The sequence below is a fragment of the Pseudomonas sp. CFBP 13711 genome (assembly GCF_014842265.1).
In the GTDB taxonomy this organism is placed as follows: Bacteria; Pseudomonadota; Gammaproteobacteria; order Pseudomonadales; family Pseudomonadaceae; genus Aquipseudomonas.
Genome location: NZ_JACYVI010000016.1, coordinates 113,892 through 139,638 on the forward strand (window position 1 = coordinate 113,892; position 25,747 = coordinate 139,638).

Genomic DNA, 25,747 nt, shown 5'->3' on the forward strand with positions numbered 1-25,747 from the left:
GGCGACGGCCTTTGAGAGAGACGTTATTATGTTACCCGTTCCTGCCCCCATGAGTGGTTATCGTGTCCCGACTTTTTTTACTTTTTGTCGTATTTATTACCGGTTTTTCAACCATCACTGCTGCTGAAGCAAACGTCCGCGTCCTGACCAGCATCAAGCCGCTGCAACTGATCGCCGCGGCTGTGCAGGACGGAGTCGCGGTGCCGGAAGTCCTGCTTCCGCCGGGCGCATCCCCTCATAACTACGCGCTACGGCCGTCCGACGTACGGCGCGTACAGGAAGCCGATTTGCTCTACTGGATTGGCCCGGACATGGAGACGTTCCTGCCTCGCGTGTTGTCCGGGCGCAGCAAAGCCTCGGTCCCGGTCGAGTCGTTGCCCGGCATGCACCTGCGTCATTTCACCGCCAGCGCCGAGCATCACGATGATGACGAAGACGAGCATGACCACGATCATCGCCCGGGCAGCGTCGATGCGCACTTGTGGCTGTCGTCAGTCAATGCGCGGGTAATTGCGGCGAAGATGGCCGCTGACTTGAGCCAGGCCGATCCGGCCAATGCGGCGCGTTATGAGAGCAACGTCAAAGCCTTCAGCGCACGCCTTGACGCGCTGGACGCCAAAATCAAACAGCGGGTCGCCGGTATTTCAGGCAAGCAGTATTTCGTGTTCCACGAGGCGTTTGATTATTTCGAAGAAGCTTATGGGTTGAAGCATGCGGGCGTCTTTGCCGTCAGCAGCGAGGTTCAGCCGGGTGCTCAGCACGTCGCTGCCATGCGCGCGCGGTTGACCGAATTCGGCAAGACCTGCGTGTTCAGCGAGCCGCCTCTTCGCCCGCGTCTGGCCGACACGTTGAGTGCGGGTCTGCCGGTCAAACTGGCCGAGCTGGACGGATTGGGCGGCTATACACCCGCCACCGCCCAGGGTTATGAGCAATTGCTGAGCAAACTGGCGGATGATCTGGCGGGGTGTCTGGAAGGTTTGTAAGTGCTGGGCCGATGCCTTCGCGAGCAAGCTCACTCCTACAGTTGAACGCGGTCCCTGTGAGAGTGAGCTTGCTCACGAAGCTTTCTGATGTCTACAACGCAAACGGCAACGGGATATGGGTTTCCTGCCGCTGTTCCAGGCGTTTGCGGAATTCGTCCGGATCATGGATCAGCACGTCTTGGCCGGCGAAGGTTTCGGCGGCAATGAGGCGTGACAGCCAGAAGCGCACGCAACCCACACGCAGCATCGTCGACCACAGCTCGGCTTCGGCGGCTGTAAACGGCCTCAGCGCGGCATACGCACCCAGAAACGCCCGGGCGCGCGGCGCATCGATGGTGCCGTTCTCAAACGAGCACCAGTCATTCACCGCAATCGCCACGTCGTACAGCATCGGCCCGGAACAGGCGTTGTAGAAATCGATCACGCCCGTCAGGTGGGTGCCTTCGAACAGCGTGTTGTCGCGGAACAGGTCGGCGTGCAGATTGGCCCGCGGCAGCGCCATGATGGCCGCCTTGCGACGCTGAATTTCCTCGACGGCTTTGGTCAGCAGCGCGCCCTGCGCCTCGTCCAGGTGAGAGATGAAATTACCGCCCTCCTCCAGCATCCAGTCCAGACCACGGTCGGTTTTACGCTCGATAGTCGCGCTGCGTGTGGCCATGTGCATGTGCGCCATGAACTCGCCAATTTGCACGCAGTGCTGGGTGTTGGGTTCGGCCGGGTGCTTGCCGGACAGACGCGGTTGCAGCAGCGCCGGTTTGCCTTTCAGCTCGCGCAGGGCCTGGCCGTCGGTGGTGCGCAGTGCGTAGGGCACGGGCAGGTTGGCATCGTGGAGGACGTCCAGCAGCTCGATGAAAAACGGCATTTCCTGAACCGGGCCGCGCTCGACCAGGGTCAGCACGAATTCGCCCTGCTCCAGGCTGATGAAGAAATTGGTGTTTTCACTTCCAGCGGCAATGCCCTGAAAATCACGCAGGGCGCCAAGCCCGTACGGGGCGAGAAAAGCTTCCAGCTCGGGCCGAGCCAGGGGAGTAAAAACGGACATAGAAGACTGCCAGCAAGAGAGTGAATGTAGGGCGTTACCAGCTGAATAGTACCCATTGGGGTATCAGCATGTCCGGTTGATCCGAACGTATGAATTGACCACTTGTGCCGTCGGCGCGCACCAGATAATAAGGCTTGCCGTGTTTGGGCGTGATCTTCACGGCGTACACGAATCCGTTCGCACGATACTCCGTGATGAAGCCGTCGCTGTCCTGACGGATGGTCACATCAGGCTCTGCCGATGGCGCTTCTTCATCCGCCGCGACCGCCAGCCACGAACAGGCCAGCAACCCGCCGAGCAGTAACAGGCGATTCTGCGCGCGCATGATAACCTTGTGCCTTTGTCGTCAACGGTCCGCGCATTCTAGCGCCGACCCCGCCGAAAAGGTTGATCTTGCACATGAGTCTTGCGCCCCTCGTCCTGGTGGACGGTTCTTCTTATCTTTACCGCGCGTTCCATGCGCTGCCGCCGCTCATGACCTCCAAAGGCCTGCCCACCGGTGCGGTCAAGGGCGTGCTGAACATGCTCAAAAGCCTGCGCAGGCAATATCCTGAAAGCCCGTTTGCCGTGGTGTTCGACGCCAAGGGCGGGACGTTTCGCGACGCGCTCTACGGCGAATACAAAGCCAACCGCCCCAGCATGCCGGACGACATGCGCGTGCAGATCGACTTCCTGCACAACTGCGTGCGAGGCCTCGGCTACCCGCTGTTGTGCGTTGAAGGCGTGGAGGCCGATGACGTGATCGGCACATTGGCGCGCAGCAGCGCTGCCGCCGATCGCCCGGTGGTGATCTCCACCGGTGACAAGGACATGGCGCAGCTGGTCGACGGCCACATCACGCTGGTCAACACCATGACCGGCAGCGTGCTGGATGTCGCCGGCGTGAAAGAAAAGTTCGGCGTCGGCCCGGAACACATCATCGATTACCTGGCGCTGATGGGCGACAAGGTCGACAACATCCCCGGCGTGCCCGGTGTCGGTGAGAAAACCGCAGCAGGCCTGCTGGTGGGCATCAACGGCGGCCTGAAAGAGCTTTACGCGAACCTCGACAAAGTGGCAGCGCTGCCGCTTCGGGGCGCCAAATCCCTGCCGGCCAAGCTCGAAGAACACAAGGAGATGGCCTTCCTGTCCTACGAGCTGGCGACCATCAAGATCGACGTGCCGCTGGACATCAAGCTCGACGCTTTGCACTGCGGCGAGCCTGATCGTGAAGCGCTGATGGCGCTGTACACCGAGCTGGAATTCAAAAGCTGGATCACTGATCTGCAGCGTGATGCCCGCCAGGAAGGCGCGGAAGTCGTCCCCGCTGCCGAGCCGGCGCCGATCATCGAAGCCACGTACGAGCTCATTCTTGAGCAAACCCAATTCGACGACTGGCTGAAGAAGCTCAACGCCGCGCAGTTGTTCGCCTTCGTGGTGCAGAGCAACGGCACCGACGCCCAGCGCGCGCAGATCGTCGGTCTGTCGTTTGCGATCAAGACCCACGAAGCCTGCTACATCCCACTGACCCATTCCTATATGGGGGTGCAGCAGCAACTGGATCGCGACGCGGTGCTGAAAGCGGTCAAGCCCATCCTGGAGGACGCGAGCAAAATCAAGGTCGGCCAGCACGCCAAGTTTGCGATCAACCTGCTGGCCAACTGCGCCATTGACGGCGACCAGAGCCAGGGCATCAACGTGCAGGGCGTCAAGTTCGACACGATGCTCGAATCCTACGTGCTCGACTCCACCGCGACGCGCCACGACCGTGACAGCCTGGTCGCCAAGTACCTGGATCACACGCCGGTCAATTTCCAGGACATCGCGGGCAAGGGTGCGAAACAGCTGAGTTTCGATCAGATCGCGCTGGAGCAGGCCGGCACCTATGCGGCTGAAGAGGCTGACCTGACGCTGCGCCTGCACGAGGTGCTGCAGGAGAGGCTGGCCAAGACGCCGAGTCTGGCCCCTGTGCTGAACGACATTGAAATGCCGCTTATGCCCGTACTGGCGCGCATCGAGCGTCAAGGCGCGCTGGTCGATGCCAATCTGCTGGGCAATCAGAGCGTCGAGCTGGGCAACAAAATGACCGAGCTTGAGCGCGAAGCGTTCGCCATCGCCGGTGAGGAATTCAATCTCGGCTCGCCCAAGCAGCTCGGGGTGATTCTCTATGAAAAGCTCGGCATGCCGATCATCAGCAAGACCGCCACCGGCCAGCCGTCCACGGCTGAAGCGGTGCTCGCTGAACTGGCCGAGCAGGAATATCCGCTGCCGAAAGTGCTGATGCAGTACCGCTCGATGAGCAAACTGAAGAGCACGTACACCGATCGCCTGCCTGAGCAGATCAACCCGCGCACCGGGCGAATTCACACCTCCTACCATCAGGCGGTGGCGGTGACCGGACGTTTGTCCTCCAGCGACCCGAACCTGCAGAACATCCCTATCCGCACCGCCGAGGGTCGTCGCATTCGTCAGGCGTTTGTCGCCCCCCAAGGCTACAAACTGCTGGCGGCGGACTACTCGCAGATCGAGCTGCGGATCATGGCGCATCTGGCCAAGGACGAAGGCTTGCTGCACGCCTTCCGCAACGATCTGGACGTACACCGGGCGACGGCGGGCGAGGTGTTCGGTGTCGAACTGCCGGACGTGACCAACGACATGCGCCGCAGCGCCAAAGCGATTAACTTCGGTCTGATCTACGGCATGAGCGCGTTCGGGCTGGCCAAGCAGATTGGTGTTGATCGCAAGCAATCCCAGGCGTACGTGGATCGCTACTTCGCGCGCTATCCCGGCGTGCTGGATTACATGGAGCGCACCCGTGCGCAGGCGGCGGAACAAGGGTATGTCGAGACCATCTTCGGTCGTCGCCTGTACCTGCCGGACATCAACGCGAAGAATCAGGCGCTGCGCAAAGGTGCCGAACGCATGGCGATCAACGCGCCGATGCAAGGCACGGCGGCGGACATCATCAAGCGGGCGATGGTCGCGGTGAACGGCTGGCTGGAAGACTCAGGTCTGGATGCTCGCGTCATCCTGCAGGTTCACGATGAACTGGTGCTGGAGGTGCATGAGGATCTGGTCGAGCAGATCAGCAAGGACATCCGCGTGCACATGAGCGGCGCCGCCGAGCTGGACGTTCCGCTGTTGGTTGAAGTGGGTGTGGGGAACAACTGGGACGAGGCCCATTGATACTGGTTTGCCGTTCCGATTCTGCAGGGAGTCGGAACCGCGCCATCATTAAATTTCCGCCGGTTTTGAACTTCGGCGGACAAAACCCGGTCTGAGTTTGCGAATGGCTGACGTAGCCATTCATGCTCCTATGTTGTGTTAAGTGTTGGCAGATATCCGGACCCCTTCCGAGAGGTCTGGACTTGGACCCCGAACTTCCCCTCCCCACATGAAGTCCGGGGTTTTTTTTGCCTGCGATTCAGGCCGCCGGTGCCTTGTCTTCCAGTTCCATCCAGTCCGCCAGCACGGTGTAAGCCTCTTCCAGGCCCATGCGCTTGGGTGCCGAGAACAGCTGGATGGTGATTGCGTCACCCCAACCGCGATGGATTTCCGACTGGACTTTGAGCAGCGTGTTTTTCGCCGCGCCGAAGGTCAGCTTGTCGGCTTTGGTCAGCAGAATATGCATCGGCATACCACTGGCGATGGCCCAGTCGAGCATCAAAAGGTCGAAGTCGGTCATCGGGTGGCGGATGTCCATCATCAGGATCAGCCCCTTCAGACTTTCACGGCCGCCCAGATAGGCTTCGAGGTGGCGCTGCCAGTGCAGCTTCAGCGGAATCGGCACTTTCGCGTAACCATAGCCAGGCAAGTCGACCAGACGGCGGTCGTCGTCCAGGCTGAAGAAGTTCAGCAGCTGGGTGCGGCCAGGGGTTTTCGACGTGCGCGCCAGGCTGGCGTGAGTCAGGGTGTTCAGCGCGCTGGATTTACCGGCGTTGGAGCGGCCGGCGAACGCGACTTCAAAGCCTTCGTCATCCGGGCATTGGTCGACTTTGGCAGCGCTGAGCATGAACTTGGCTTGTTGGCACAGGCCGAGAATAGGGTTCTTGAGTTGCATGGGATATCCGGTGAGGGCGTTGCGACGTGCGCGGCAACGGGGTGTCTTTTTCCGTTCAATGGGCGCGAGTATATAATGCCGCGGATTTTCATGTGTGCCTTGTCCTGCCCCCGCAAGGGTGTTGTCGACGCAAGAGCCCGCCCGGCATCTGCACTGAAACGTCCAAAAACAGGCCGCTTCTTCTCAAGCCAGCCCATCATGAGGGCCGTACTTTCAGCCGCATCGGATCAACCCATGAACGCATTTCTGTCGAGCCTGCTGTTGACCCTGAGCCTGAATGGCGTCGTGCAGGCCGCTGAATCGCCCGTGGGCGATCCGCTCGCCGGCCAAGGGAAAACAGCAGTCTGCGGCGCCTGCCATGGGCCCGACGGTAACAGTCTGGTGCCCATCTTCCCGAAGCTCGCCGGCCAGGGCGAACGCTATCTGCTCAAGCAGCTGCACGACATCAAGGACGGCAAGCGGGTTGTGCTGGAAATGACTGGACAGCTTAATCCGCTCACGGATCAGGACCTGGCCGACATCGCCGCTTACTACGCCGGCCAGAAAGGCAGTGTCGGCACTGCCGATCCCGATCTCGCCGCCCGAGGTGAAGCGCTGTTTCGCGGCGGCAAGCTCGATGAGGGCATGCCGGCCTGCATCGGCTGCCATTCTCCACACGGCGCGGGCATTGCAACGGCAGGCTTTCCGCACGTGAGCGGGCAGCACGCCGATTACATCAAGAAACAGCTCACGGCGTTCCGCGCAGGTGACCGCACTAACGACGGCTACACGCTGGTCATGCGCACCATCGCCGCGAAGCTGAGCGATAAGGATATCGACGCGCTCGCGGCTTACATTCAAGGGCTGCATTGAGCGTCAGGGCAGCGATCCTGACGGACACGGCTGGTAAAACAAATTGCTCACAGACCTGCCCGGACGGGCCAAAAAGGGTAGCGAACGGCTGCCCTTTTTTGTGGCTGCAGGCGTTACACTTGCGAACTCATATCACCTCGGCCGGTCGAACTGCGGCCACCGAAGTGACCTTCCATGCCCAGGAGTTAAGCATGCGTAATCTGATTCTCAGCGCCGCTCTGATTTTCACCAGCCTGTTCGGTCTGACCGCTCAAGCAGCAGAGCCCATCGAAGCCGGCAAGCAATACGTCGAGCTGAAAAGCGCTGTTCCTGTTTCCGAGCCGGGCAAGATCGAAGTCGTCGAAATGTTCTGGTACGGCTGCCCGCACTGCTACGCCTTCGAGCCGGTCATCAACCCATGGGTCGAAAAACTTCCCGCCGACGTCCACTTCATCCGCGTTCCCGCCATGTTCGGCGGCCCTTGGGACGCTCACGGCCAGCTATTCATTACCCTCGACACCATGGGTGTGGAGAAGAAAGTCCACACCGCCGTGTTCGACGCGATTCAGAAAGGCGGCAAGCGTCTGACCGACCCGAACGACATGGCTGACTTCGTTGCCACCCAGGGCGTCGACAAGACCAAGTTCCTCGAAACCTTCAACTCGTTCGCTGTGAAGGGCAAGATCGCCCAATACAAGGAACTGGCCAAGAAGTATGAAATCACTGGCGTTCCTACCATGATCGTCAACGGCAAGTACCGCTTTGATCTCGGCACTGCCGGTGGTCCTGAGCAAGCGCTGCAAGTGGCCGATCAGTTGATCGCCAAAGAGCGCGCGACGCTGACCGCCAAGTAAGCGCTGACCATGGCGCGCTGGGGAACTACTGAACGGGTCGTTGCCCGGCACAAGCCGAAGGTCAACGAGCATCATCTTCACGAAACAGGGTTGCCGGCCGACGGTCGGCTTCGCCTGCTCAGCTTCAATATCCAGGTGGGTAACAGCACCGAACGCTACCGGCACTATCTGACCCGGGGTTGGCAGCATCTGCTGCCCCACAATGGCAGAGCCGGGAATCTGCAGAAGATCGGCGACCTGCTGCGCGACTATGATCTGGTCGCGTTACAGGAAGCTGATGGCGGCAGCCTGCGTTCGGGCTACATCAACCAAGTCGAACACCTTGCCCAGCTCGGTTCTTTTCCGTACTGGCACCAGCAACTCAATCGAAACCTCGGACGCCTCGCCCAGCACAGCAATGGCGTGCTCAGCCGTTTGCGTCCGTGGGACATCGAAGACCATCCGCTGCCAGGCCCGGCCGGGCGTGGCGCCATTCTCGTTCGCTTCGGCGAAGGCCCGGATGCGCTGGTCGTGGTGGTCATGCACCTGGCACTGGGCGCGCGGACCCGTACACGGCAGCTCGCGTACATTCGCGAGCTGATTGGCGGGTATCGCCATCAGGTGCTGATGGGCGACATGAACACCCACGCCAATGACCTGCTGCAAACCTCGCCACTGCGCGATCTCGGCCTGCTCGCCCCGCAGATCGAAGCGACTTTTCCGAGCTGGCGTCCCCAGCGATGCCTGGACCACATCCTTCTGAGCCCGACCCTGACCCTTGAAAAAGTGCAGGTACTGGCGCAGCCCATTTCCGATCATCTGCCCGTCGCGGTGGAGATTCGCTTGCCGGCCTCATTAATCGGTGACTCGCTGCCGATAACAAGCACATCTCCTCGCGGACCTGTGGAATGACCGACGAAGCGCAGCGCTGGAAAGAAAAGTACCTCAAGAGCATCGAGCAGCAAGACAAACTGGAGCGGCGCTGGAATGCGCGGCTCGACTTGCTGCGTCGAGGCCTCGTGCGCAGCAGCCTGGCGGCCGAAGGTGCCGACAAGGCGGTGGATGCGTGCATGAAGGAAATGCGCGAAATCGTTCGCAAGGACGACATGGACGCAGGCCTGGCAGCCTTGATTCCGCGCCTGGAAAAAGCGGTGCTGGACTCCGAACAGCGTCGCGAGCAGCGCGTCGAGCAGATGGGCACGGCGTTGACCTCGTTGGTCACGCAGTTGCAGGCGTTGCCGCTGCCAAAGGACGTCAGCAAGCCGCTCAAGCGATTCGCCAAGGGCCTGGAAGATCGCATTACCCAAGCCCGTGAGCTACCGCTGTTATTGAGCGAGTTGAGCGGACTTCAGGGGCAGGCGCTGTCGCAGATCGAACACCCGGATGAAGCGTCCCGCCCGGGTTTCCTGCAGCGATTGTTTGGCAGTCACCGTGAGGCTGGCGGCGAAGGTGATGAGTCGGCCCCGTTGCCCCATTCCGTTACCGAGCCGGCCGGGCTGCAGGCTTCCGATGATGCGCCTCAGCATCCGGCCGCCGTGCCGGAAGGTGCCCCAGAGAACACTGAGCTGGAGGCTGAACTTCGCAGCACCGTCCCGCCGGTCCCCCAGCCTGTCGCCGAAGAGCCCGAGCGCTCCATTCCGACGCCCCCCTTGGAAGTTGCAGTCCAGCCGGTAATGCCCGAGCCCGAGCCCGAGCCGGCCCGGCCAGACCAAGAGCCCGAGACGCCGCTCCACACCGCTGATGTCCCACAGGCCTCCGCCGCCGAGTCTCCCCACGACGAAGCATCCGAGCCTGCGGCTGAAGCGCCCTCTCCCGATCCCGAAGAGATTGCTGAAGCCGTCGTTATTGCCGACGACACCGAAATCGTCGCTGAAGACGAAGAGCCTGACGAGACCTTCGCCGAAGAGGACAGCTCCTACGCGCTGCCCTCCTCGCCCGAGCCGAGTTACAGCTCGGTCGCCGCCCACATCGAAGAAACGTTGCTGGGCCTGCTCGACGAACTGACGCTGCCTGAACACCATCGTCCGCAAGCCGAAGCCATGCGCGCCCGGCTTGAGCATGGGCTGAACTGGTACGAACTCCTGCCGATCCTCGACGATCTCGCCGTGCTGATGCTTGCTATCACCGACAGCGGCCAGCACGAATTCGAGGCTTATCTCAAGCAGCTCAACGAGCGCCTTGAGTCGTTTCAGAGCGGCTTGCTGGCTGCCAGTGAAGACCACGCCGATCAGCATTCGGCGTCGCGTCAACTGGATCATCAGTTGCGCGAGCATGTCGACGACCTGCAAACCAGTGTGCAGCAGGCGGCCGATCTGGACAGTCTGAAGCACGTGCTGGAAAGCCGTCTCGAAGGGCTGATTGGCACCATGGATCATCATCAGCAGCAACGCGATCAGCGCGAACAGGAAGTCGCCACCCGCCTGCAAGCCCTCTCCAGCCGCGTGGCCACGATGGAGCAGGAAGCGCTGGGCTTCCGGGTTCATCTAGAAGAACAACGGCAGAAGGCGCTGATCGACACACTGACAGGCCTGCCGAACCGCGCGGCGTGGAACGAGCGGCTGGAGCATGAGATCGATCAGTTGCAGAGGAAGCGTTCAAGCCTGCTGCTCGGCATTCTCGACCTGGATCACTTCAAGCGCATCAATGACGGTTACGGCCATCTGGCGGGCGACAAGGTCTTGAAGATCATCGCCGGTCAGCTGCGAAAGCGGTTACGGGCTTCGGATTTCATTGCGCGTTTCGGCGGAGAAGAGTTCGTGATCCTGCTGCCGACCACGCCGATGGATGAGGGGCTGGCGCTGTTGGAGCGTCTGCGGGAGGGCATCGAGCAATGCCCGTTTCACTTCAAGGGCGAGCGGGTGACGGTCACGGTGTCCATGGGCATCACGCTGTTTGCTCCGGGTGAGCGCAGTGATGTGGTGCTCAAACGTGCGGATCAGGCGCTGTACCGCGCCAAGCACGAAGGGCGTAACCGCATCGAGCAGGGATGAACGCTTCGTCTGGTTGGCTGCGTTGGCTTGATGCATTTTTGAATGCGCCGCCGACGTTACGTTACACTGTTGCATTATTTGCCTACACGTCGTGCCGCCATGAAGTCTTTTTCCGCCCTGTTTCTGTTGTTGCTGCTGACCGCTTGCAGCAGCGGTCCGAAGATCGACACCAGCCACCCTTCCGTCAATTTCGACAGCCGCGTGCAGTTCGTGGTGGTTCATTACACCTCTGCTTCCCTCGACCGGTCGCTGGCCTTGCTGACCCACGGTGAGGTCAGCGCGCATTACCTGATCGGCGACGGTCCGGCCACCACCTACAAGCTGGTCGACGAATCCCAGCGCGCATGGCACGCCGGTGAAAGCGAATGGGACGGGCGCACCTGGCTCAACTCAAGCAGCATCGGCATCGAGATCGTCAATCCGGGCTATCGCGACACGCCCACGGGTCGGCTTTGGTATCCGTACAGCGAAGCGCAGATTCAGGCGCTGATCGTTCTGCTCAAAGACATCGTCAAACGCAACCACATCGAACCCCGTCACGTCATTGGTCACAGCGACATCGCGCCGTTGCGCAAGCTCGATCCGGGACCGTTGTTCCCATGGAAGCGGCTGGCCCAGGAAGGCCTGGGCATCTGGCCGGATGAACAACAGGTCGCACAGCGTCAAACCCAGTTGATGGGCGTCGTACCAAATATCGTGTGGTTCCAGCAGCAACTGGCGCTGCTGGGTTACCCGACGCCGCAGACCGGTGAGCTGGACATCGCAACACGTCACACACTGGCTGCGTTTCAGATGCACTATCGACCACAAAAATTTGACGGTGAGCCGGATCTGCAAAGTGCAGCTATGCTGCAAGTACTTAACTTCAGGCACTAAATTCCGCTAATTGCCGGTTTTTTCGGACTATTTCTGCGCTTGTTGCTATACCTCAGTGGTTATGGAAATCCCACCATCTGGATGACTGCCGATGTTCACGGCGACGCCGCGACTGCGCTCTTTACTTTATCGTCCCTGGCTTCTGGCATTAGTGGCCGCGCTGTTAAGCGCGGCCGTCTTGCTGGCGGGCAGCTTCGGGCTGGCGATGCATCAGGCCCGGCAGGACGAACGTGCCCAAATGAATGCACAGGGCGAGCGCTTTCTGGTGCGATTGGAGCAATTATTCGGTCAGTTGAGGGCCGGGCTCGATCAACTTGAAGCGCAGCCGTTGCGCGGTTGCAGCCCCGCAATGATCGAGCAGTTACGTCAGGTGAACTCGCGCTACCGTTTTATCTACGAAGTGGCGTACGTCAGCGAAAGTCAGTTCTGTTCAAGCTGGACGCGGCAGAGCCTGATTGGCAAGCCCAGGCCGCCGGACATTCGCGGCCCCACTTATGATTACTGGCTGAATACCTCCACCCAGCCTGACGACAACCTGGCTTCACTGATGCTCGGGCGCGGGGAGTTTCGTGTTTCCACCTCCCGCGGCCATTTGACTGACGTCGTTGACCTGCCGGCGGGCGGCAGCCTGGTGGTGGTGTTAGATCGTGGCTCCAAGGCAGTCCCGGTCCTGGGCCCGCCTCAGACATGGCCGCCCACGCCGGACTGGTCGCCGACCTCCACCGAAACGCTGATGTCCACCCAAGACAAACTCGTCTACCGGATGCCGACCCAGAGCCCGGAATATCAACTGGTCCTGATTACCCCGCGCAGTGCCTTGCAACAGAAGATCACCGGTGCGTGGTGGCTGCTGGTCCCGGCCAGCCTGTTGATTTCGTTGTTCATCGGCATTCTCGTCCTGCAACTGGTGCGTCAACGGCAGTCATTGGGCGGTGAGCTGCACGGGGCATTGCGCCGCGGAGAGCTGAAGGTTTTGTATCAGCCGATTTTCGACCTCAACACGCGGCTGTGCGTGGGCGCCGAGGCGTTGGTGCGCTGGCGGCGACCGGACGGCACGTTGACCAGTCCTGACCTTTTTATCCCGCTGGCGGAAAACACCGGGCAGATTCGTCAGATCACCGATTTCGTGCTCCAGCAATTGCTGGAGCAGCTCGGCCAGCTTTTACGCGCCAATCCGCACCTGTACGTGTCAGTCAATCTGGCAGCGTGCGATGTCATGGCCCCACGCATCGGCCGAGTGACGGCGAAGCTGCTGGCGTTACACCGGGTGGCGCCTCGGCAGATTGCGTTTGAAGTGACCGAACGCGGTCTCGTGGACGTGGTAGTCGCGCGCAATCATCTTCAGGCGCTGCGCGATCGGGGCCATCAGGTGTTGATCGATGACTTCGGCACCGGCTATTGCAGCCTCGCCTATCTGCAGACGCTGCCGGTGGACTGTTTGAAAATCGACAAGGCGTTTATTGACGCCCTCGGCCACGATGCCGCGAGCAGTGGCGTGGCGCCGCATATCATTCGGATGGCCCATGCGCTGCAACTGCGGGTGATCGCCGAGGGCATCGAGTTCGAGTCACAGGCGATGCTGCTGAAAAGCGAAGGGGTGATGTATGGCCAGGGCTGGCTGTTCGCCCGGCCCCTGAGCGCGACCAAGTTCACTGAACTGGTGACCGGCGGCAGACGCAGCGCCGGGCGGCGTGCGGATGATGTGGCGTAGCGCAGCAATGCCGGTCTAGAGCGGCAGCGCCATGTAGAACTGCGTACCCTGCCCAGGTCGGGAATACACGCCCATTCGCCCGCCGTGCAACTGAACGATTTCCTTGCACAGGGCCAGCCCCAGGCCTGCCCCACCTTTCTTGCGTCCAACCTGAACGAAAGGCTCGAAGATTCGGGCTTGCTGGCCGTAGGCAATGCCCTCGCCGTTGTCTTCCACGCTGATGATCAACCGCTCGCCATGACGCCGCGCCTGCAAGCGGATCAGGCCGGATTTCGGGGTATGGCGCAAAGCGTTATCAAGCAGGTTGTCGAGCACGCGGTCCAGCTGCGCCTTGTCCGCCTGTACCCGCGGCAGTGGCTCCTGGGTTTCCAGCAGCACCATGACGTCCTGATCGTGGGCGGTATCGGCAAAGCGCTGACGCGCCGCTTCGAGCAATTCGTTGATATCACAGGGCTCGAGCGTCAGCTTCTGCAGGCCGTTCTGGTAGCGCGAGAAGTTGAGCAGGTCGTTGATCAACTGCATCAGGCGCTGCATTTCTTCATTGACGGTGTCGAGCAGGTCCTTCTCTCGCGAATCCGGCGGGAAATGCACGCGCTCCTGAAGCAGGCCGAAAGCCATGTGCATGCCGGTTACAGGCGTGCGCAACTCGTGGGAAGCGCGCAGCACGAACTCGCTGCGTACCCGTTCGAATGCCCGCTGCTCGGTGACGTCGTGCAGCACCATCACGGCGCCGACGATGTGCCCTTTGGTGTGGCTGACCGGCGTGAGGCTGTAGGTCAGCAGGCGGACTTCACCGTCGATCTCGATGGAAAGGTCATCGGGTGCCCGTTCCAGCGTGCCGCCGCGCAACACCAGATACAGCTGCTCGTCCAGTTCCGGGCGTTGCAACGCTTCGCCGAGCCCTTGGCCCAAGCGACTTTCTTCCCAGCCCAACTGTCGTTGCGCGACCGGGTTCAGGTGCTCAAGCCGCCCTTGTCGATCAATCATCAGCAAACCGTCGTCAATGCTGTCCAGCACCGCCTGCAAGCGCTGTTGGCCGGCGAGCAGTTCATCGACATTGGTTTTCTGATGCTGGCGCAATGCGTCGGCCATCATGCCGAAACGGTGAGTCAGCAGATTCATTTCATCCGACGAGGATGTGGGCAGCGTAACGTCGAAATCCCCTTGGGCAATCCGGTCCGCCGCCTTGGCCAGCTGCTCGATGGGGCCGCCGAAACGCCGGGCGATGCCGTGGGCGGTGACGAAGCCGATAACCAGCACCGCCAGCCCCACCAGTCCCAGCAGCGCGGAAACCCAGAGCGCTCGCGATCTCGACGCGGTTTCAGCCTGGCTGATGTTCTCAAGCGCCTGACGATGGGCGTCGAGCAAGCCGTTACGCAACGTGTTGAACGCCTCTGTCACGGCCTCATCGTCGCGGATCGCGTCACCATGTTCGCTGGATTGCTCAATGGTTTTGACGAAGCGGGCGTAGTTCACCCGTGCCGCTTCGAATCCGCTGGGAACGCCGGTCTGCTGATCATGATCAATGCCCTGATCGAGCAGGTTCTGGAACTCCTCCTGATTGCGCTTGATCGCCGCTTGATCGGGGTTGTCCTGGAGCATCAAGACCAATTGGTCGCCCAGGTTCTGTCGCAGCTTCAGGCCGATATCGAGGGTGATGAAGTTGTGCCGAATTGATGATTCCTGAGATTTGGCCATCTGCATGACGCTGACGAGCCCCAGCACCAGGCCCAGCAGGGCAACGGTGATAAGGGCGGAAATACTCAGGAAGAGTCGGGTGCGCAACTTCATCGCAAACATCATCGGCGCCCTGTCACAGGTTGTACTGCTTGCGTTTTCGGTACAGCGTCGAGGCGTCGATGCCCAGCGTGCGCGCGGCCTGATCCAGCGTATCGCTGGTGGCCAGTACTGCGCCGATGTGGGCTTTCTCCAGCTCATCCAGGCTCAACGCTGCGCCGACACGCGGGGCATTGTTGACCGGTTGTTCGGCCATGCCCAGATGCGTAATTTCGACTTTTTCCTGTGGGCAGATAATGCTCGCCCGCTCGATCACGTTACGCAGCTCTCGGATGTTGCCGGGCCAGCGGTAGTTGAGCAGCGCACTGCGCGCCTGTTCGCTGAAGCCACGCGCCGGGCGGCTGTATTCCTTGACGAAGCGCGCCAGAAAGCGGTCCGCCAGCGTCAGGATGTCTTCGCTTCGTTCGCGCAGCGGCGGCAGGTTCAGGGTGATCACGTTCAGGCGATACAACAGGTCCTCGCGGAAACGCCCTTCGCGGACCATGTCTTCGAGGTTCAGGTTGGTCGCCGCCAGGATGCGCACGTCGGCACGACGGGTGACGGGGTCACCGACGCGTTCGTATTCCTTGTCCTGAATGAAGCGCAGCAGTTTCGGTTGCAACGTGAGCGGGAAGTCGCCGATTTCATCAAGGAACAACGTGCCGCCGTCCGCCTGATTCACTCGACCGAGGGTGCTTTCGCTGGCGCCGGTGAAGGCGCCACGGCTGTGGCCGAACAGTTCGCTTTCCATCAATTCGGCAGTGAGCGATGGACAGTTGATGGTCACGCAGGCCTTCTTGGCGCGCTTGCTCCAGCCGTGAATCGCCCGCGCCAACTCACCTTTACCCGTACCGGATTCGCCGAGGATAAGAATGTTCGCGTCAGTGTTGGCGACCTGGCGGGCGGTTTCGAGGATCGCCATCATCGACGGGCTGTGTGAATCAAGGCCGTCCTTCGGTTTGCGTACTTCGCCTTCCAGCGCTTCGAGTCGCGCGGACAACTGGCGGACTTCAAGCTGCTTGGCAGTGGCGAGGCGCAGTTGATCCGGGCTGCAGGGTTTGACCAGGTAATCGGCAGCGCCGGCCTGTATCGCATCCACGGCGGTGTCGACCGCTGAGTGCGCAGTCACTATCACCACGCGCATCCAGGGCGCCTGCACGCGCATTTGCGCCAAAACGTCCAGCCCGTTGTCCTCGCCCAGACGCAGGTCGAGGAAGCACACATCGAATACCTGACGCTGCAGCAGCGATTCCGCCTGCGCCGCGCTGTTGGCGGTGGCTACGCTGTAGCCCTCGTCTTCCAGGCAATAACGGAAGGTGCGAAGGATGGCGGATTCATCATCCACGAGCAGAATACGGCCCTGATTCTCAGCGGCTGCTTCCATTTTTCCTACGCTCCTCAGTGAATAGTCTGTGTTAGTCCCGGAAAGATCGGGCAAGTTGCATGGTTCATTCTGATTGATTCTTTACGCTGCATGGTAGCGATCTTCTGAAAAAAGCCGTTATGCGCTGATCCATGGCAGGGCACGTGGGATTACCGTTGCCCCGAATCTCCATGTGGGCAAAATCAGGCCGCGCCGAACATCTGGGCGAAAGACCAGTCTGTCCAGAGGTACCTTTTGCAATTGTCTGGAGATTCCCATGCCCCCGTTGAAGAAGATCGCCCTGGCCATCACTACCGCCAGCCTGCTCGGACTGACGCCCGTCATCGCTCACGCCGCAGCCGCCGATCTGCCGACCCAACTGGCCGAAGCGCGCCAAGAGGGCTCGATCTGGACCGCCTTTGCCCTGAACCGGCATTTGAGTCCCTTCAAGATCAGCGTGGATGTGGAACAGGGCACGGCAATCCTCAAAGGCAAGGTCGAAAACCAGGTCGACAAGGATCTTGCCGCGCAGATAGCGGGCGACATTCAGGGCATCAACAAGGTCGATAATCAGCTTGAGATCGATCCGCAGGTCGCGGCCGATCCGGGCACCAAAGCCACCATGGCCCAGCGTTTCGACGACGCAACGCTGATAGCAACCATCAAATCCAAGCTGCTTTGGAACAGCGTGACCGAGGCATTGAATATCGATGTCAGCGCTGCTCAGGGTGTCGTCACCCTAAAGGGACAGGCGAAAGACGCAGATGCCAAGCAGCTGGCCGGAAGCCTGGCCACCAATACGGACGGCGTGACGGAGGTGAACAACCTCATCAGCGTCAGTGCGCGAGATACCCAGGCCATCAAAGAGCAGAGCGAACTCCAGGCCAATGCCGTTCGCGAGGAATTCAGCGATGCATGGATCACCAGCAAGGTGAAATCCAGCCTTATATATAGCCGCACCCTCGATGGCTTGAACATCAAGGTTGAGACCAAAAACGGAGTAGTCACGCTGGACGGTGTGGTGGCCAATTACGCCGAGAAGGAACTCGCGGTCGAAATCGCGCGCAATATTCGCGGGGTTAAAGGCGTCGATGCCGACACCCTGCGCGTCACGGCGCGCAGCGCAGGCTAGAGCGTTACGCGGCGGTCGAATGACAGTTCTGAGATTAGAAATTACATCCTGAATGAATTCGGCCGCCAACGTGGTGTCAGGCGGTTCGTGCATTCCGCACGATGGCAAATGTTCAATCGTGCAGCTTGCGCGTAAGACGCTTCCGGGTGGTAGTTATAAGTTATTGATTTATAAAGGTTTATTGGCCTTCAGAAAGCTGGCACACAGCGTGCAACACCCTTGGTAACAAAGGCCCGAACAGACGGCCGACAAGATTGCCAGGAGTCCGCTGAATGAACGCTCAACATCTCGCCAACAAACTGCGTATCTCACCGCTGCATTTGCAGCAGGTTTTGTTTGCCAGTCTGGCGCTGATGATCACGCTCATTGGTGTGCAGCAGTTCAATCACTGGAATCAGAAGCAGGAAGTGACTCAGGTCCACTACTCCCATGCCCACACCGTACCGTTTGCCAAGGCAAGTGCGCTGAAAGCCTCGGATGTCGCCCTGAGCATGCAAGTTGATGACGCGGCCGCTACTCCTGATGAAGCGCCACGTCAGCAAAGCTGGGTTTTCTGAACTTCCGGGTCGAAGACGCGATCTACCCCGAGGGTCATTCCGACGCCTCGACGTAGCAAAAAAATCAATAAACAGTAAGGAGATTCACCATGTTGAGTTGGGCAATCACATTTCTGATCATCGCTATCGTTGCAGCCGTCCTTGGTTTTGGTGGTATCGCAGGTACTGCTACCGGCATTGCCAAGATCCTGTTCGTGGTCTTCCTGGTCATGTTCGTGGTGTCGTTCTTCTTTGGCCGTCGCGGCCGAGGCTGAATATGGGCTTCAAGCATTTCCATGCACTGACATTGGCGCTCCTTGGGAGCGCCAGCGTTACAGCGATGGCGGCCAACGATGGTCAGTCTCGGGCGAACGAGCTTTTGAGCTCCAATCCCGAGTACCGCGAGACGTGGTCGAGCGTCGTGAAGAAGGAAGAGCGACTGCCTGACTGGGTGATCAATCTCTCGGGTGCCGCGGAGCAAATGAACGCCGTGACCGAAGACGGTGACAAGTATCTGGTAGGGCCGCTCTGCGAAACCCAGGACACTTGCCGCAACAAGCGTCTCATCGTCGCTTTCAGTCTCGACAAATCCCATGCTTACGCCATGTTGGTCGAAGTGCCGGCGGGACTTCCCGCAGACAAATCGCCGACGCGTCATGCGGATTACCGGTTTTTGGGCAAACCGGACGAAGGCATGCAAGGCCTTCTGAAAGAGCAGCTCAAGAAAGACCCGAACTGGTACTGATTTGAATGAGGGGAGACCTGTCCCTGACAGACCTTCCTGATAGGCGCGCAGCCCGAAGACGGTGCGCGTATGACCAAGGGGCCGGGGCGTTACGATCAACGGAGTGATTGAAGCGTCCTAGGTGTACAAGGAGTACTCCCACACGTGGGCCGGGTCAGGCAAGCCGCAACGCAAGTCCATCGTCCGATACGGTTTTAGCCTTTATCCGACAGTGGACTTGTGAGGCGCAAATATCCTCTATTTTCTTCAAGGTCTCCGGTCTTCAAGAGTCCTACAGAGCTGCTTCTACGTTTCCTACGACCGTATATCGCCAAAAATCCCCCGCTTAAATGGCTTGTCGGCCACCTTTGACCAATCTGTCATATTGCCACCACGCCTCGCGTAAATCGGCTACAGGCGACGTTTTAGCCACTTCTCAGCATTCTCCAGTCAACTACGTTCGCCCTCTTTTGGCGCACTGCAACGTAAGTGATTGATTTTCATCATGCCGATTCGGCATGGGGTAGTCATTTACGGCATTAGACGATGACAGTCACCGTGGGAATAGTTGCGCCTTTTTCGCCTGCTCAGAGCTCGGATGCTCGCCTGCGGCCACTTACGAGACAGTCCTGACGGCGACCGCGGCGTCGCGCTTGCTGGCAAGCGCAATGATGAACGTGTGGTTGGGGGATGTCCCGGCAATGACAACAAGGTAATGACATGAAGAAGGCAAAACTGAGCCTCGCCTGGCAGATCCTCATCGGCCTGGTCCTGGGTATCGCCATCGGCGCCGTCCTGAACCACTTCAACACCGAGAAGGCCTGGTGGATCAGCAACATCCTGCAGCCGGCGGGCGACATCTTTATCCGCCTGATCAAAATGATCGTTATCCCGATTGTGATCTCCTCTCTGGTCGTAGGCATTGCGGGCGTTGGGGACGCCAAGAAGCTTGGCCGCATCGGCCTGAAGACCATTCTCTATTTTGAAGCCGTCACCACGATCGCCATCGTTGTGGGTCTGCTGCTGGCCAATGTCTTTCATCCCGGCACCGGCATCGACATGAGCACGCTGGGCACGGTGGATATCTCGCAGTACGAGAAGACCACCTCCGAAGTGCAGCATGACCATGCCTTCGTCGCGACGATCCTCAATCTCATCCCGTCGAACATCTTCGCGGCGGTCGCCCGTGGCGACATGCTGCCGATCATCTTCTTCTCGGTGTTCTTCGGGCTGGGCCTGTCGAGCCTGAATGCGGAAGTGCGTGATCCACTGGTTAAGGTCTTCCAGGGCGTGTCGGAGACCATGTTCAAGGTCACCCACATGATCATGAATTACGCGCCGATTGGCGTGTTCGCGCTGATCGCCGTGACAGTCGCCAACTTTGGCTTTGCCTCGTTGCTGCCATTGGCCAAGCTGGTGATTCTGGTTTACGTCGCCATCGCCTTCTTTGCCTTTGTGGTGCTGGGCCTGATTGCGCGCCTGTTTGGCTTTTCGGTGCTCAAGCTGATGCGCATCTTCAAAGATGAATTGGTGCTCGCCTATTCCACCGCCAGCTCCGAGACCGTGCTGCCGCGCGTGATCGAGAAGATGGAAGCGTACGGGGCGCCCAAGGCCATCAGCAGCTTCGTGGTGCCGACCGGTTACTCGTTCAACCTCGACGGCTCGACGCTGTACCAAAGCATCGCGGCGCTGTTCATCGCGCAGCTGTATGGCATTGATCTGTCAATCGGCCAGCAGTTGATGTTGGTCCTGACCCTGATGGTGACGTCCAAGGGCATTGCCGGTGTACCGGGCGTATCGTTTGTCGTGCTGCTGGCAACCTTGGGCAGCGTGGGCATTCCGCTGGAAGGCTTGGCGTTCATTGCCGGCGTCGACCGCATCATGGACATGGCGCGCACCGCGCTGAACGTGATCGGCAACGCGCTTGCGGTGTTGGTGATCTCGCGCTGGGAAGGCATGTACGACGACGCCAAGGGCGAGCGCTACTGGAACTCCCTGCCGCACTGGCGTGGCAAGGACCCTCTGCCGGCGGGTCAATCGACGGTGGAGTAATCACTGTCTGGCGTGAATCATCAAACCCTGGCCCCGGCCGGGGTTTGTTGTTTCTGCCCCCGCCGTTATCATCGCCGCATCTTGCGAGGGGATTTGTATGCTGAACGGCCTATGGCTTGGTTTTTTTGTGGTCGCGGCGATTTCTGCGCTGGCGCAGTGGCTGGTCGGGGGCAACGCTGGCGTTTTTGCCGCCATGGTCGAGAGCATCTTCGCCATGGCCAAGCTGTCTGTGGAAGTCATGGTGCTGTTGTTCGGCACCCTGACCCTGTGGCTGGGCTTTCTCAACATTGCCGAAAAGGCGGGTATCGTTGACTGGCTGGGCAAAGTCCTGGCGCCGCTGTTTCATCGCCTGATGCCTGAAGTGCCGCGCGGCCACCCGGCGTTAGGCTTGATCACCCTCAACTTCGCCGCCAACGCGCTGGGTCTGGACAACGCCGCCACACCCATCGGTCTCAAAGCCATGCGCTCACTGCAAGAGCTCAACCCCAGCCAGACCATCGCCAGCAACGCGCAGATCCTCTTTCTGGTGCTCAACGCCTCTTCGCTGACGCTGCTGCCGGTGACCATCTTCATGTATCGCGCCCAGCAAGGCGCTGCCGATCCCACCATGGTCTTTCTGCCGATCCTGCTCGCCACCAGCGCCTCGACGCTGGTCGGTCTGCTGTCAGTGGCGTTCATGCAGCGCCTCAAGTTGTGGGACCCGGTGGTGCTCGCTTATCTGATTCCCGGCGCTTTGCTGCTGGGCGGCTTCATGGCGGTACTCGCCGGGCTGTCCGCTGCTGCGCTGTCGAGTCTCTCGTCGGTGCTGGGCAACGTGACGCTGTTCGGCATCATCATGCTGTTCCTGGTGGTTGGCGCGCTGCGTAAGGTCAAGGTGTACGAAACCTTCGTCGAGGGGGCGAAAGAGGGCTTCGACGTTGCCAAAAACCTGCTGCCTTATCTGGTCGCGATGCTCTGCGCCGTCGGCGTATTGCGAGCGTCCGGCGCGCTGGATCTGATTCTTGAGGGCATTCGTCACGGGATTCAGTGGGTCGGCCTGGACACGCGCTTCGTTGATGCGCTGCCGACGGCGCTGGTCAAGCCGTTCTCCGGCAGCGCGGCGCGGGCGATGCTGATCGAAACCATGAAAACCCAAGGCGTCGACAGCTTCCCGGCCCTCGTCGCGGCGACGATTCAAGGTAGCACCGAAACTACGTTCTACGTGCTGGCGGTGTACTTTGGCGCCGTGGGCATTCAGCGCGCGCGACACGCAGTGGGCTGCGCGCTGCTGGCGGAATTCGCCGGTGTGGTCGCCGCGATCGCCGTCTGCTATTGGTTCTTCGGCGCGACGGTGTAACGCTTTTCACCCTGCTCGACAGTCCATTGCAACATTTGGGCGGCCAGCGTATCGCTGGCCTGACCGAATGCCGAGACCACCGCTGACACCTGCTTGTCGGCCACTGGCTGATGCACTTCGAAGCGCCGGTTCGCCACAATCCGCTGGCGATCATCAGCGAGCCGCGCATCCAGGCGAATCACCACTTCAATGGCGGCCCCGCGATACTCGCTCTGAAACGCCTGCAGCTCCCCGCCCAATTCAAAATCAGCCTGCAGATTACTGTCGTCGGTGCTGATCGACTGCACTCGCCCGTCACGGTAGAAAGCATCGGTCAGGCGGTTGCGCAGCAGCACCGGCGCTGGATCACTCCAGCGCGCGCCCTTGTAGCTGCTGATGACATTGCCCTGAGGGATGACGGCGATGCGGGGGCTGTCCAGTGTCTCGCTGGATTTGGGCCGCACCACCCGCAACGACCACGCCACCGGCGCCGCCCCTTTGCTGGCGGGCGATGCCGTCGGCAAACGGTAGACGTCTGACGGCGCCTGCTCGGGAAGGATCGAACAGGCGCCGAGGGACAACAGGGTTACCGCCAACAACAGTCGATTAATGGACTGACCGACAAGCCTCATGGCTCGAACTCCTTATTCTTTTCACTGCCCAGCAAATAGCCGCTCGGGTTGGCGTTCAGGCTGCGCGAGATGGTTTTCAATGAGCTGAGGGTTTCACGCAGCTCGCGAATCGCCGGGCCCAGTTCGCCCAGCCCTTGCAGGCCATCGTTCACCGAATTCTGGTTGTTCTTGAGCAGCGCATTGATGGTCTGGCTGCTCTGTTCGAGGGATTTCATCGCCTGCTGCGCACTGGCGATGGTTTGCCTGCCGTCGCTGGTCAGCAGCTGGTTGGCGTTGCGCATCAGCGTAGAGGTCTGCTCCAGCGTCGCGCCGGCCTGCTTGCTCAGCAGCGTCATCTGCTTCAAGGCCTGACGAATGTCGTCGCGCTGATCGGAGATGGCCCCGGTGGTTTGCTCCAGATGCTGCAAGGTGCGTGACAGCGTCTCCACGTTCTCGGAAGAAAACATCGCGTTGGCGTTGTGCAGCAATGCGGTGCTGCCGCTCAGCAAATCATCGCTGTCGTTCAGCAGCCGCGAAATGGGCGACGGCGAGGCGATGATCACTGGCAGGTTGCCGCCCTCGCCTTTCAGCGCCTCGCTTTGCGGTGTGCCGCCGCTGAGCTGAATAAGCGATGTACCCGTGATGCCGGCCAGTGCCAGTTTGGCGAAGGTGTCGCGCTTAATCGGGGTTTCACCGGCCACACGGATTTGCGCCAGCACGCGGCGAGGGTCCTGGGGATCGAGGCGCAGCTGCACGACGTCACCCACCTTGATCCCGCTGTACTGCACCGGACTGCCGCGAGACAGCCCCGTCACCGCTTCGTTGAAGACAACCTGATAGTCCTTGAACGCCGAGTCGACGCTGGACTTTGCGAGCCACAGACCGAACAGCAGCGCGGCAGCGACCACGATGACCGTGAACAGGCCGATCAGAACGTGATGGGCGCGGGTTTCCATCATGAGACCTCGTGTGGGTGGGTGGCCGCCGAATAGGCCGAGCGGCCGCGCGGGCCATGAAAGTATTCGTGAATCCAGGCGTCCTTGGTCGCCGACACCCTGTCGATGGTGTCCGCAACCAGCACGCGCTCCTGCGCCAGCACGGCAACGCGGTCGGTGATTGTATAAAGCGTGTCGAGGTCATGGGTGACCATGAACACGCTCAGCCCCAAGGCGTCGCGCAGGGTCAGAATCAACTGATCGAAGGCGCCGGCGCCTATCGGATCGAGCCCGGCAGTGGGTTCGTCCAGAAACAGGATGTCCGGATCCAGCGCCAGCGCTCGTGCCAGCGCCGCGCGCTTGATCATGCCGCCAGAGAGCGACGCAGGGTATTTGTGCGCCGCCGACAGCGGCAGCCCGGCCAGCGCCATTTTGATCCCGGCCAGATGCTCCGCTTCCTCGCGGCTCAAGCCGGCGTGTTCGATCAGCGGTAGCGCGACGTTCTCCGTGATGGTCAGCGAGGAGAACAGCGCGCCCTTCTGAAACAGCACCCCGAAACGTCGTTCAACTTGGGAGCGGGCTTTGTCGGACAGATTCAGCAAATCCTGACCCAAGACGCGGACGCTTCCTGCGGCAGGCCTTTGCAGCCCGACAATGCTGCGCAGCAACACAGATTTGCCAGCGCCGGAACCGCCCACCACGCCAAGGATTTCCCCGCGATACAGGTCCAGATCGAGGTTCTCGTGCACCACCTGCGCGCCGAATCGATTGCTCAAGCCGCGGACCTCAATCACCGTCTCGACGGGTTGAACGCAACGGCGGGTCACCAGCCGATCTCCATGCAGAACATCGCGACCAATGCGTCCAGTACGATGACCACGAAAATGGACTGCACCACGCTCGACGTCGTGTGTGCCCCAACGGACTCAGCGCTGCCCTCGACCTTGAAGCCCTCCAGGCAACCGATCGCTGCGATGAAGAATGCAAAGATCGGCGCCTTGGCGATGCCGACGAGAAAGTGTTGCACGCCGATGTCGGCCTGCATCAACGACAGAAACATCGCCGGCGAGATGCCCAGCGACAGAGCGCAGACCACGCCGCCACCGACGATGCCGCAGATCATCGCGAGAAAGGTCAGCATGGGCAGCGAGATAAGCAACGCGATCACGCGAGGCAATACCAGCAGCTCTGTTGGACTCAGTCCCAAGGTTTGCAGCGCATCCAGCTCTTCGTTGGCTTTCATCGAGCCGATCTGCGCAGTGAAGGCGCTGGCCGTACGACCGGCCAGCAGGATGGCAGTCAGCAGCACGGCGAACTCCCGCAGGAACGAGAAGCCGATCAGGTCAACGGTAAAAATCGTCGCGCCAAAGGCCTTCAGCACCGTGGCACCGAGAAAGGCTACCACCGCGCCAACCATGAACGTCAGCAGCGCCACAATGGGCGCGGCGTCCAGGCCGATTTGCTCGATGTGGGCGATGACGGACGTGGTGCGCCAGCGTTTGGGGCGAAACAGGGTGGACGCGAAGGTCTGCAGGATGAGACCGATGAAGCCGAGCAGCTGCAGCGTGTCCTTCCAGATCACCTCCACTGCCGAGCCAATTCGCGACAGCAGCTGCATGCCCACGGCCGCCTCGGGCTCTCGGACTGGCTGGCAATAGTCTGCCAGTGCGCTCTGGATGGTCTGCATCAGCGCGCGGCTGGATTCCGGCAGGTTGGGCGCTTGCACGGCCAGTAGGCGCAGGCGCTGTACGCCGAGCAGTTCCACGAGCAGCGACGCACCGGCGGTATCGAGGGCGCCGAGTTCGTCCATGTCCACGAGGGTGGCTGGACCAAATCCGGCGCTCAGCGCATCGGTCTGGCGCTTGAGTTCGCGGTAATGGGCAAGCGTCCAGTCTCCGGCAATCCGCAGTTGCACGGGATTGATCGAAGTGTCCAGTAAGACGCGTCCTGGAACCTTGGGCGCGGAGGAAGCCTGCGTGGTCAGTGGGGTCATAGCGA

The 25,747-nt window shown here is 60.5% G+C and carries 23 protein-coding genes and 1 pseudogene; 14 read left to right on the forward strand and 10 right to left on the reverse strand.

Going from position 1 to position 25,747, the window contains the following annotated elements:
- The first annotated feature begins 53 nt into the window (after positions 1-53).
- A complete protein-coding gene (gene znuA, locus IFT47_RS24045; protein WP_192174439.1) occupies positions 54-983 on the forward strand; it encodes a zinc ABC transporter substrate-binding protein ZnuA in 930 nt (309 codons plus the stop codon).
- A 91-nt stretch (positions 984-1,074) separates the two neighbouring features.
- Here znuA and IFT47_RS24050 read toward each other — a convergent pair whose 3' ends face one another.
- A complete protein-coding gene (locus tag IFT47_RS24050; protein WP_192174440.1) occupies positions 1,075-2,025 on the reverse strand; it encodes a homoserine kinase in 951 nt (316 codons plus the stop codon).
- Between the two features lie 34 nt (positions 2,026-2,059).
- A complete protein-coding gene (locus IFT47_RS24055; protein ID WP_192174441.1) occupies positions 2,060-2,350 on the reverse strand; it encodes a DUF2782 domain-containing protein in 291 nt (96 codons plus the stop codon).
- Between the two features lie 74 nt (positions 2,351-2,424).
- Here IFT47_RS24055 and polA point away from each other — a divergent pair, with 74 nt between their 5' ends.
- A complete protein-coding gene (gene polA, locus IFT47_RS24060; protein WP_192174442.1) occupies positions 2,425-5,190 on the forward strand; it encodes a DNA polymerase I in 2,766 nt (921 codons plus the stop codon).
- A gap of 238 nt (positions 5,191-5,428) precedes the next feature.
- On the opposite strand, the gene yihA is transcribed toward polA, so the two are convergent.
- Positions 5,429-6,064 carry a ribosome biogenesis GTP-binding protein YihA/YsxC gene (gene yihA, locus IFT47_RS24065; protein ID WP_065987940.1) on the reverse strand — a complete coding sequence of 212 codons (636 nt, stop codon included), beginning with the start codon at positions 6,062-6,064 and terminating at the stop codon, positions 5,429-5,431.
- A gap of 234 nt (positions 6,065-6,298) precedes the next feature.
- On the opposite strand from yihA, the gene IFT47_RS24070 reads away from it, so the two are divergent.
- The 6 genes from IFT47_RS24070 (at position 6,299) to IFT47_RS24095 (ending at position 13,305) form a co-directional block, all read left to right on the forward strand.
- Positions 6,299-6,916, forward strand: a complete 618-nt coding sequence (locus IFT47_RS24070; RefSeq protein WP_192174443.1) for a c-type cytochrome — start codon at positions 6,299-6,301, stop codon at positions 6,914-6,916.
- A gap of 191 nt (positions 6,917-7,107) precedes the next feature.
- Positions 7,108-7,749 (forward strand): thiol:disulfide interchange protein DsbA/DsbL, encoded by a 642-nt coding sequence (locus tag IFT47_RS24075; protein WP_192174444.1) that lies wholly within the window; start codon positions 7,108-7,110, stop codon positions 7,747-7,749.
- Positions 7,750-7,758: 9 nt separating this feature from the next.
- A complete protein-coding gene (locus IFT47_RS24080; protein ID WP_192174445.1) occupies positions 7,759-8,640 on the forward strand; it encodes an endonuclease/exonuclease/phosphatase family protein in 882 nt (293 codons plus the stop codon).
- A complete protein-coding gene (locus IFT47_RS24085) occupies positions 8,637-10,718 on the forward strand; it encodes a GGDEF domain-containing protein (protein ID WP_192174446.1) in 2,082 nt (693 codons plus the stop codon). Before IFT47_RS24080 ends, IFT47_RS24085 begins: the two co-directional genes overlap by 4 nt.
- A gap of 99 nt (positions 10,719-10,817) precedes the next feature.
- Complete coding sequence (locus tag IFT47_RS24090) at positions 10,818-11,594, forward strand: N-acetylmuramoyl-L-alanine amidase (protein WP_192174447.1); 777 nt, start codon at positions 10,818-10,820, stop codon at positions 11,592-11,594.
- A 91-nt stretch (positions 11,595-11,685) separates the two neighbouring features.
- Positions 11,686-13,305, forward strand: coding sequence for an EAL domain-containing protein (locus IFT47_RS24095; protein ID WP_192174448.1), 1,620 nt, complete (start codon positions 11,686-11,688; stop codon positions 13,303-13,305).
- A gap of 15 nt (positions 13,306-13,320) precedes the next feature.
- Here the strand turns inward: IFT47_RS24095 and IFT47_RS28330 are convergent, their stop codons facing one another.
- The 3 genes and pseudogenes from IFT47_RS28330 to algB form a co-directional block, all read right to left on the reverse strand.
- Positions 13,321-13,686, reverse strand: coding sequence for a sensor histidine kinase (locus IFT47_RS28330; protein ID WP_407073261.1), 366 nt, complete (start codon positions 13,684-13,686; stop codon positions 13,321-13,323).
- 20 nt (positions 13,687-13,706) lie between these two features.
- A pseudogene (locus tag IFT47_RS24100) lies at positions 13,707-15,108 on the reverse strand (KinB sensor domain-containing domain); the annotation flags it as partial.
- Between the two features lie 10 nt (positions 15,109-15,118).
- On the reverse strand, positions 15,119-16,465 hold the full coding sequence (algB, locus tag IFT47_RS24105) for a sigma-54-dependent response regulator transcription factor AlgB (protein WP_192174450.1): 1,347 nt from the start codon (positions 16,463-16,465) through the stop codon (positions 15,119-15,121).
- Positions 16,466-16,721: 256 nt separating this feature from the next.
- On the opposite strand from algB, the gene IFT47_RS24110 reads away from it, so the two are divergent.
- The 6 genes from IFT47_RS24110 to IFT47_RS24135 all read left to right on the forward strand — a co-directional run bounded on the left by IFT47_RS24110 (position 16,722) and on the right by IFT47_RS24135 (position 22,224).
- On the forward strand, positions 16,722-17,576 hold the full coding sequence (locus IFT47_RS24110; RefSeq protein ID WP_192174451.1) for a BON domain-containing protein: 855 nt from the start codon (positions 16,722-16,724) through the stop codon (positions 17,574-17,576).
- Between the two features lie 272 nt (positions 17,577-17,848).
- On the forward strand, positions 17,849-18,133 hold the full coding sequence (locus tag IFT47_RS24115) for a hypothetical protein (RefSeq protein WP_192174452.1): 285 nt from the start codon (positions 17,849-17,851) through the stop codon (positions 18,131-18,133).
- 89 nt (positions 18,134-18,222) lie between these two features.
- On the forward strand, positions 18,223-18,387 hold the full coding sequence (locus IFT47_RS24120; protein ID WP_002555679.1) for a DUF1328 domain-containing protein: 165 nt from the start codon (positions 18,223-18,225) through the stop codon (positions 18,385-18,387).
- A gap of 2 nt (positions 18,388-18,389) precedes the next feature.
- Positions 18,390-18,857: an inhibitor of vertebrate lysozyme family protein gene (locus IFT47_RS24125; RefSeq protein ID WP_192174453.1), complete on the forward strand. Its 468-nt coding sequence runs from the start codon at positions 18,390-18,392 to the stop codon at positions 18,855-18,857.
- A gap of 699 nt (positions 18,858-19,556) precedes the next feature.
- Positions 19,557-20,888, forward strand: coding sequence for a glutamate/aspartate:proton symporter GltP (gene gltP, locus IFT47_RS24130; protein ID WP_192174454.1), 1,332 nt, complete (start codon positions 19,557-19,559; stop codon positions 20,886-20,888).
- Positions 20,889-20,985: 97 nt separating this feature from the next.
- Positions 20,986-22,224 (forward strand): nucleoside recognition domain-containing protein, encoded by a 1,239-nt coding sequence (locus IFT47_RS24135; protein WP_192174455.1) that lies wholly within the window; start codon positions 20,986-20,988, stop codon positions 22,222-22,224.
- On the opposite strand, the gene IFT47_RS24140 is transcribed toward IFT47_RS24135, so the two are convergent.
- From IFT47_RS24140 to IFT47_RS24155, 4 genes are read right to left on the reverse strand one after another with little or no spacing between them, the layout of a single operon-like run.
- On the reverse strand, positions 22,197-22,835 hold the full coding sequence (locus IFT47_RS24140) for an ABC-type transport auxiliary lipoprotein family protein (protein WP_192174456.1): 639 nt from the start codon (positions 22,833-22,835) through the stop codon (positions 22,197-22,199). The two genes, IFT47_RS24135 and IFT47_RS24140, sit on opposite strands and share 28 nt — an antisense overlap.
- On the reverse strand, positions 22,832-23,770 hold the full coding sequence (locus IFT47_RS24145; RefSeq protein ID WP_192174478.1) for an MlaD family protein: 939 nt from the start codon (positions 23,768-23,770) through the stop codon (positions 22,832-22,834). Before IFT47_RS24145 ends, IFT47_RS24140 begins: the two co-directional genes overlap by 4 nt.
- Positions 23,770-24,576 (reverse strand): ATP-binding cassette domain-containing protein, encoded by an 807-nt coding sequence (locus IFT47_RS24150; RefSeq protein WP_192174457.1) that lies wholly within the window; start codon positions 24,574-24,576, stop codon positions 23,770-23,772. The genes IFT47_RS24145 and IFT47_RS24150 overlap by 1 nt, the downstream gene beginning before the upstream one ends.
- Positions 24,573-25,742 (reverse strand): ABC transporter permease, encoded by a 1,170-nt coding sequence (locus IFT47_RS24155; protein WP_192174458.1) that lies wholly within the window; start codon positions 25,740-25,742, stop codon positions 24,573-24,575. The genes IFT47_RS24150 and IFT47_RS24155 overlap by 4 nt, the downstream gene beginning before the upstream one ends.
- Between the last annotated feature and the right edge of the window lie 5 nt (positions 25,743-25,747).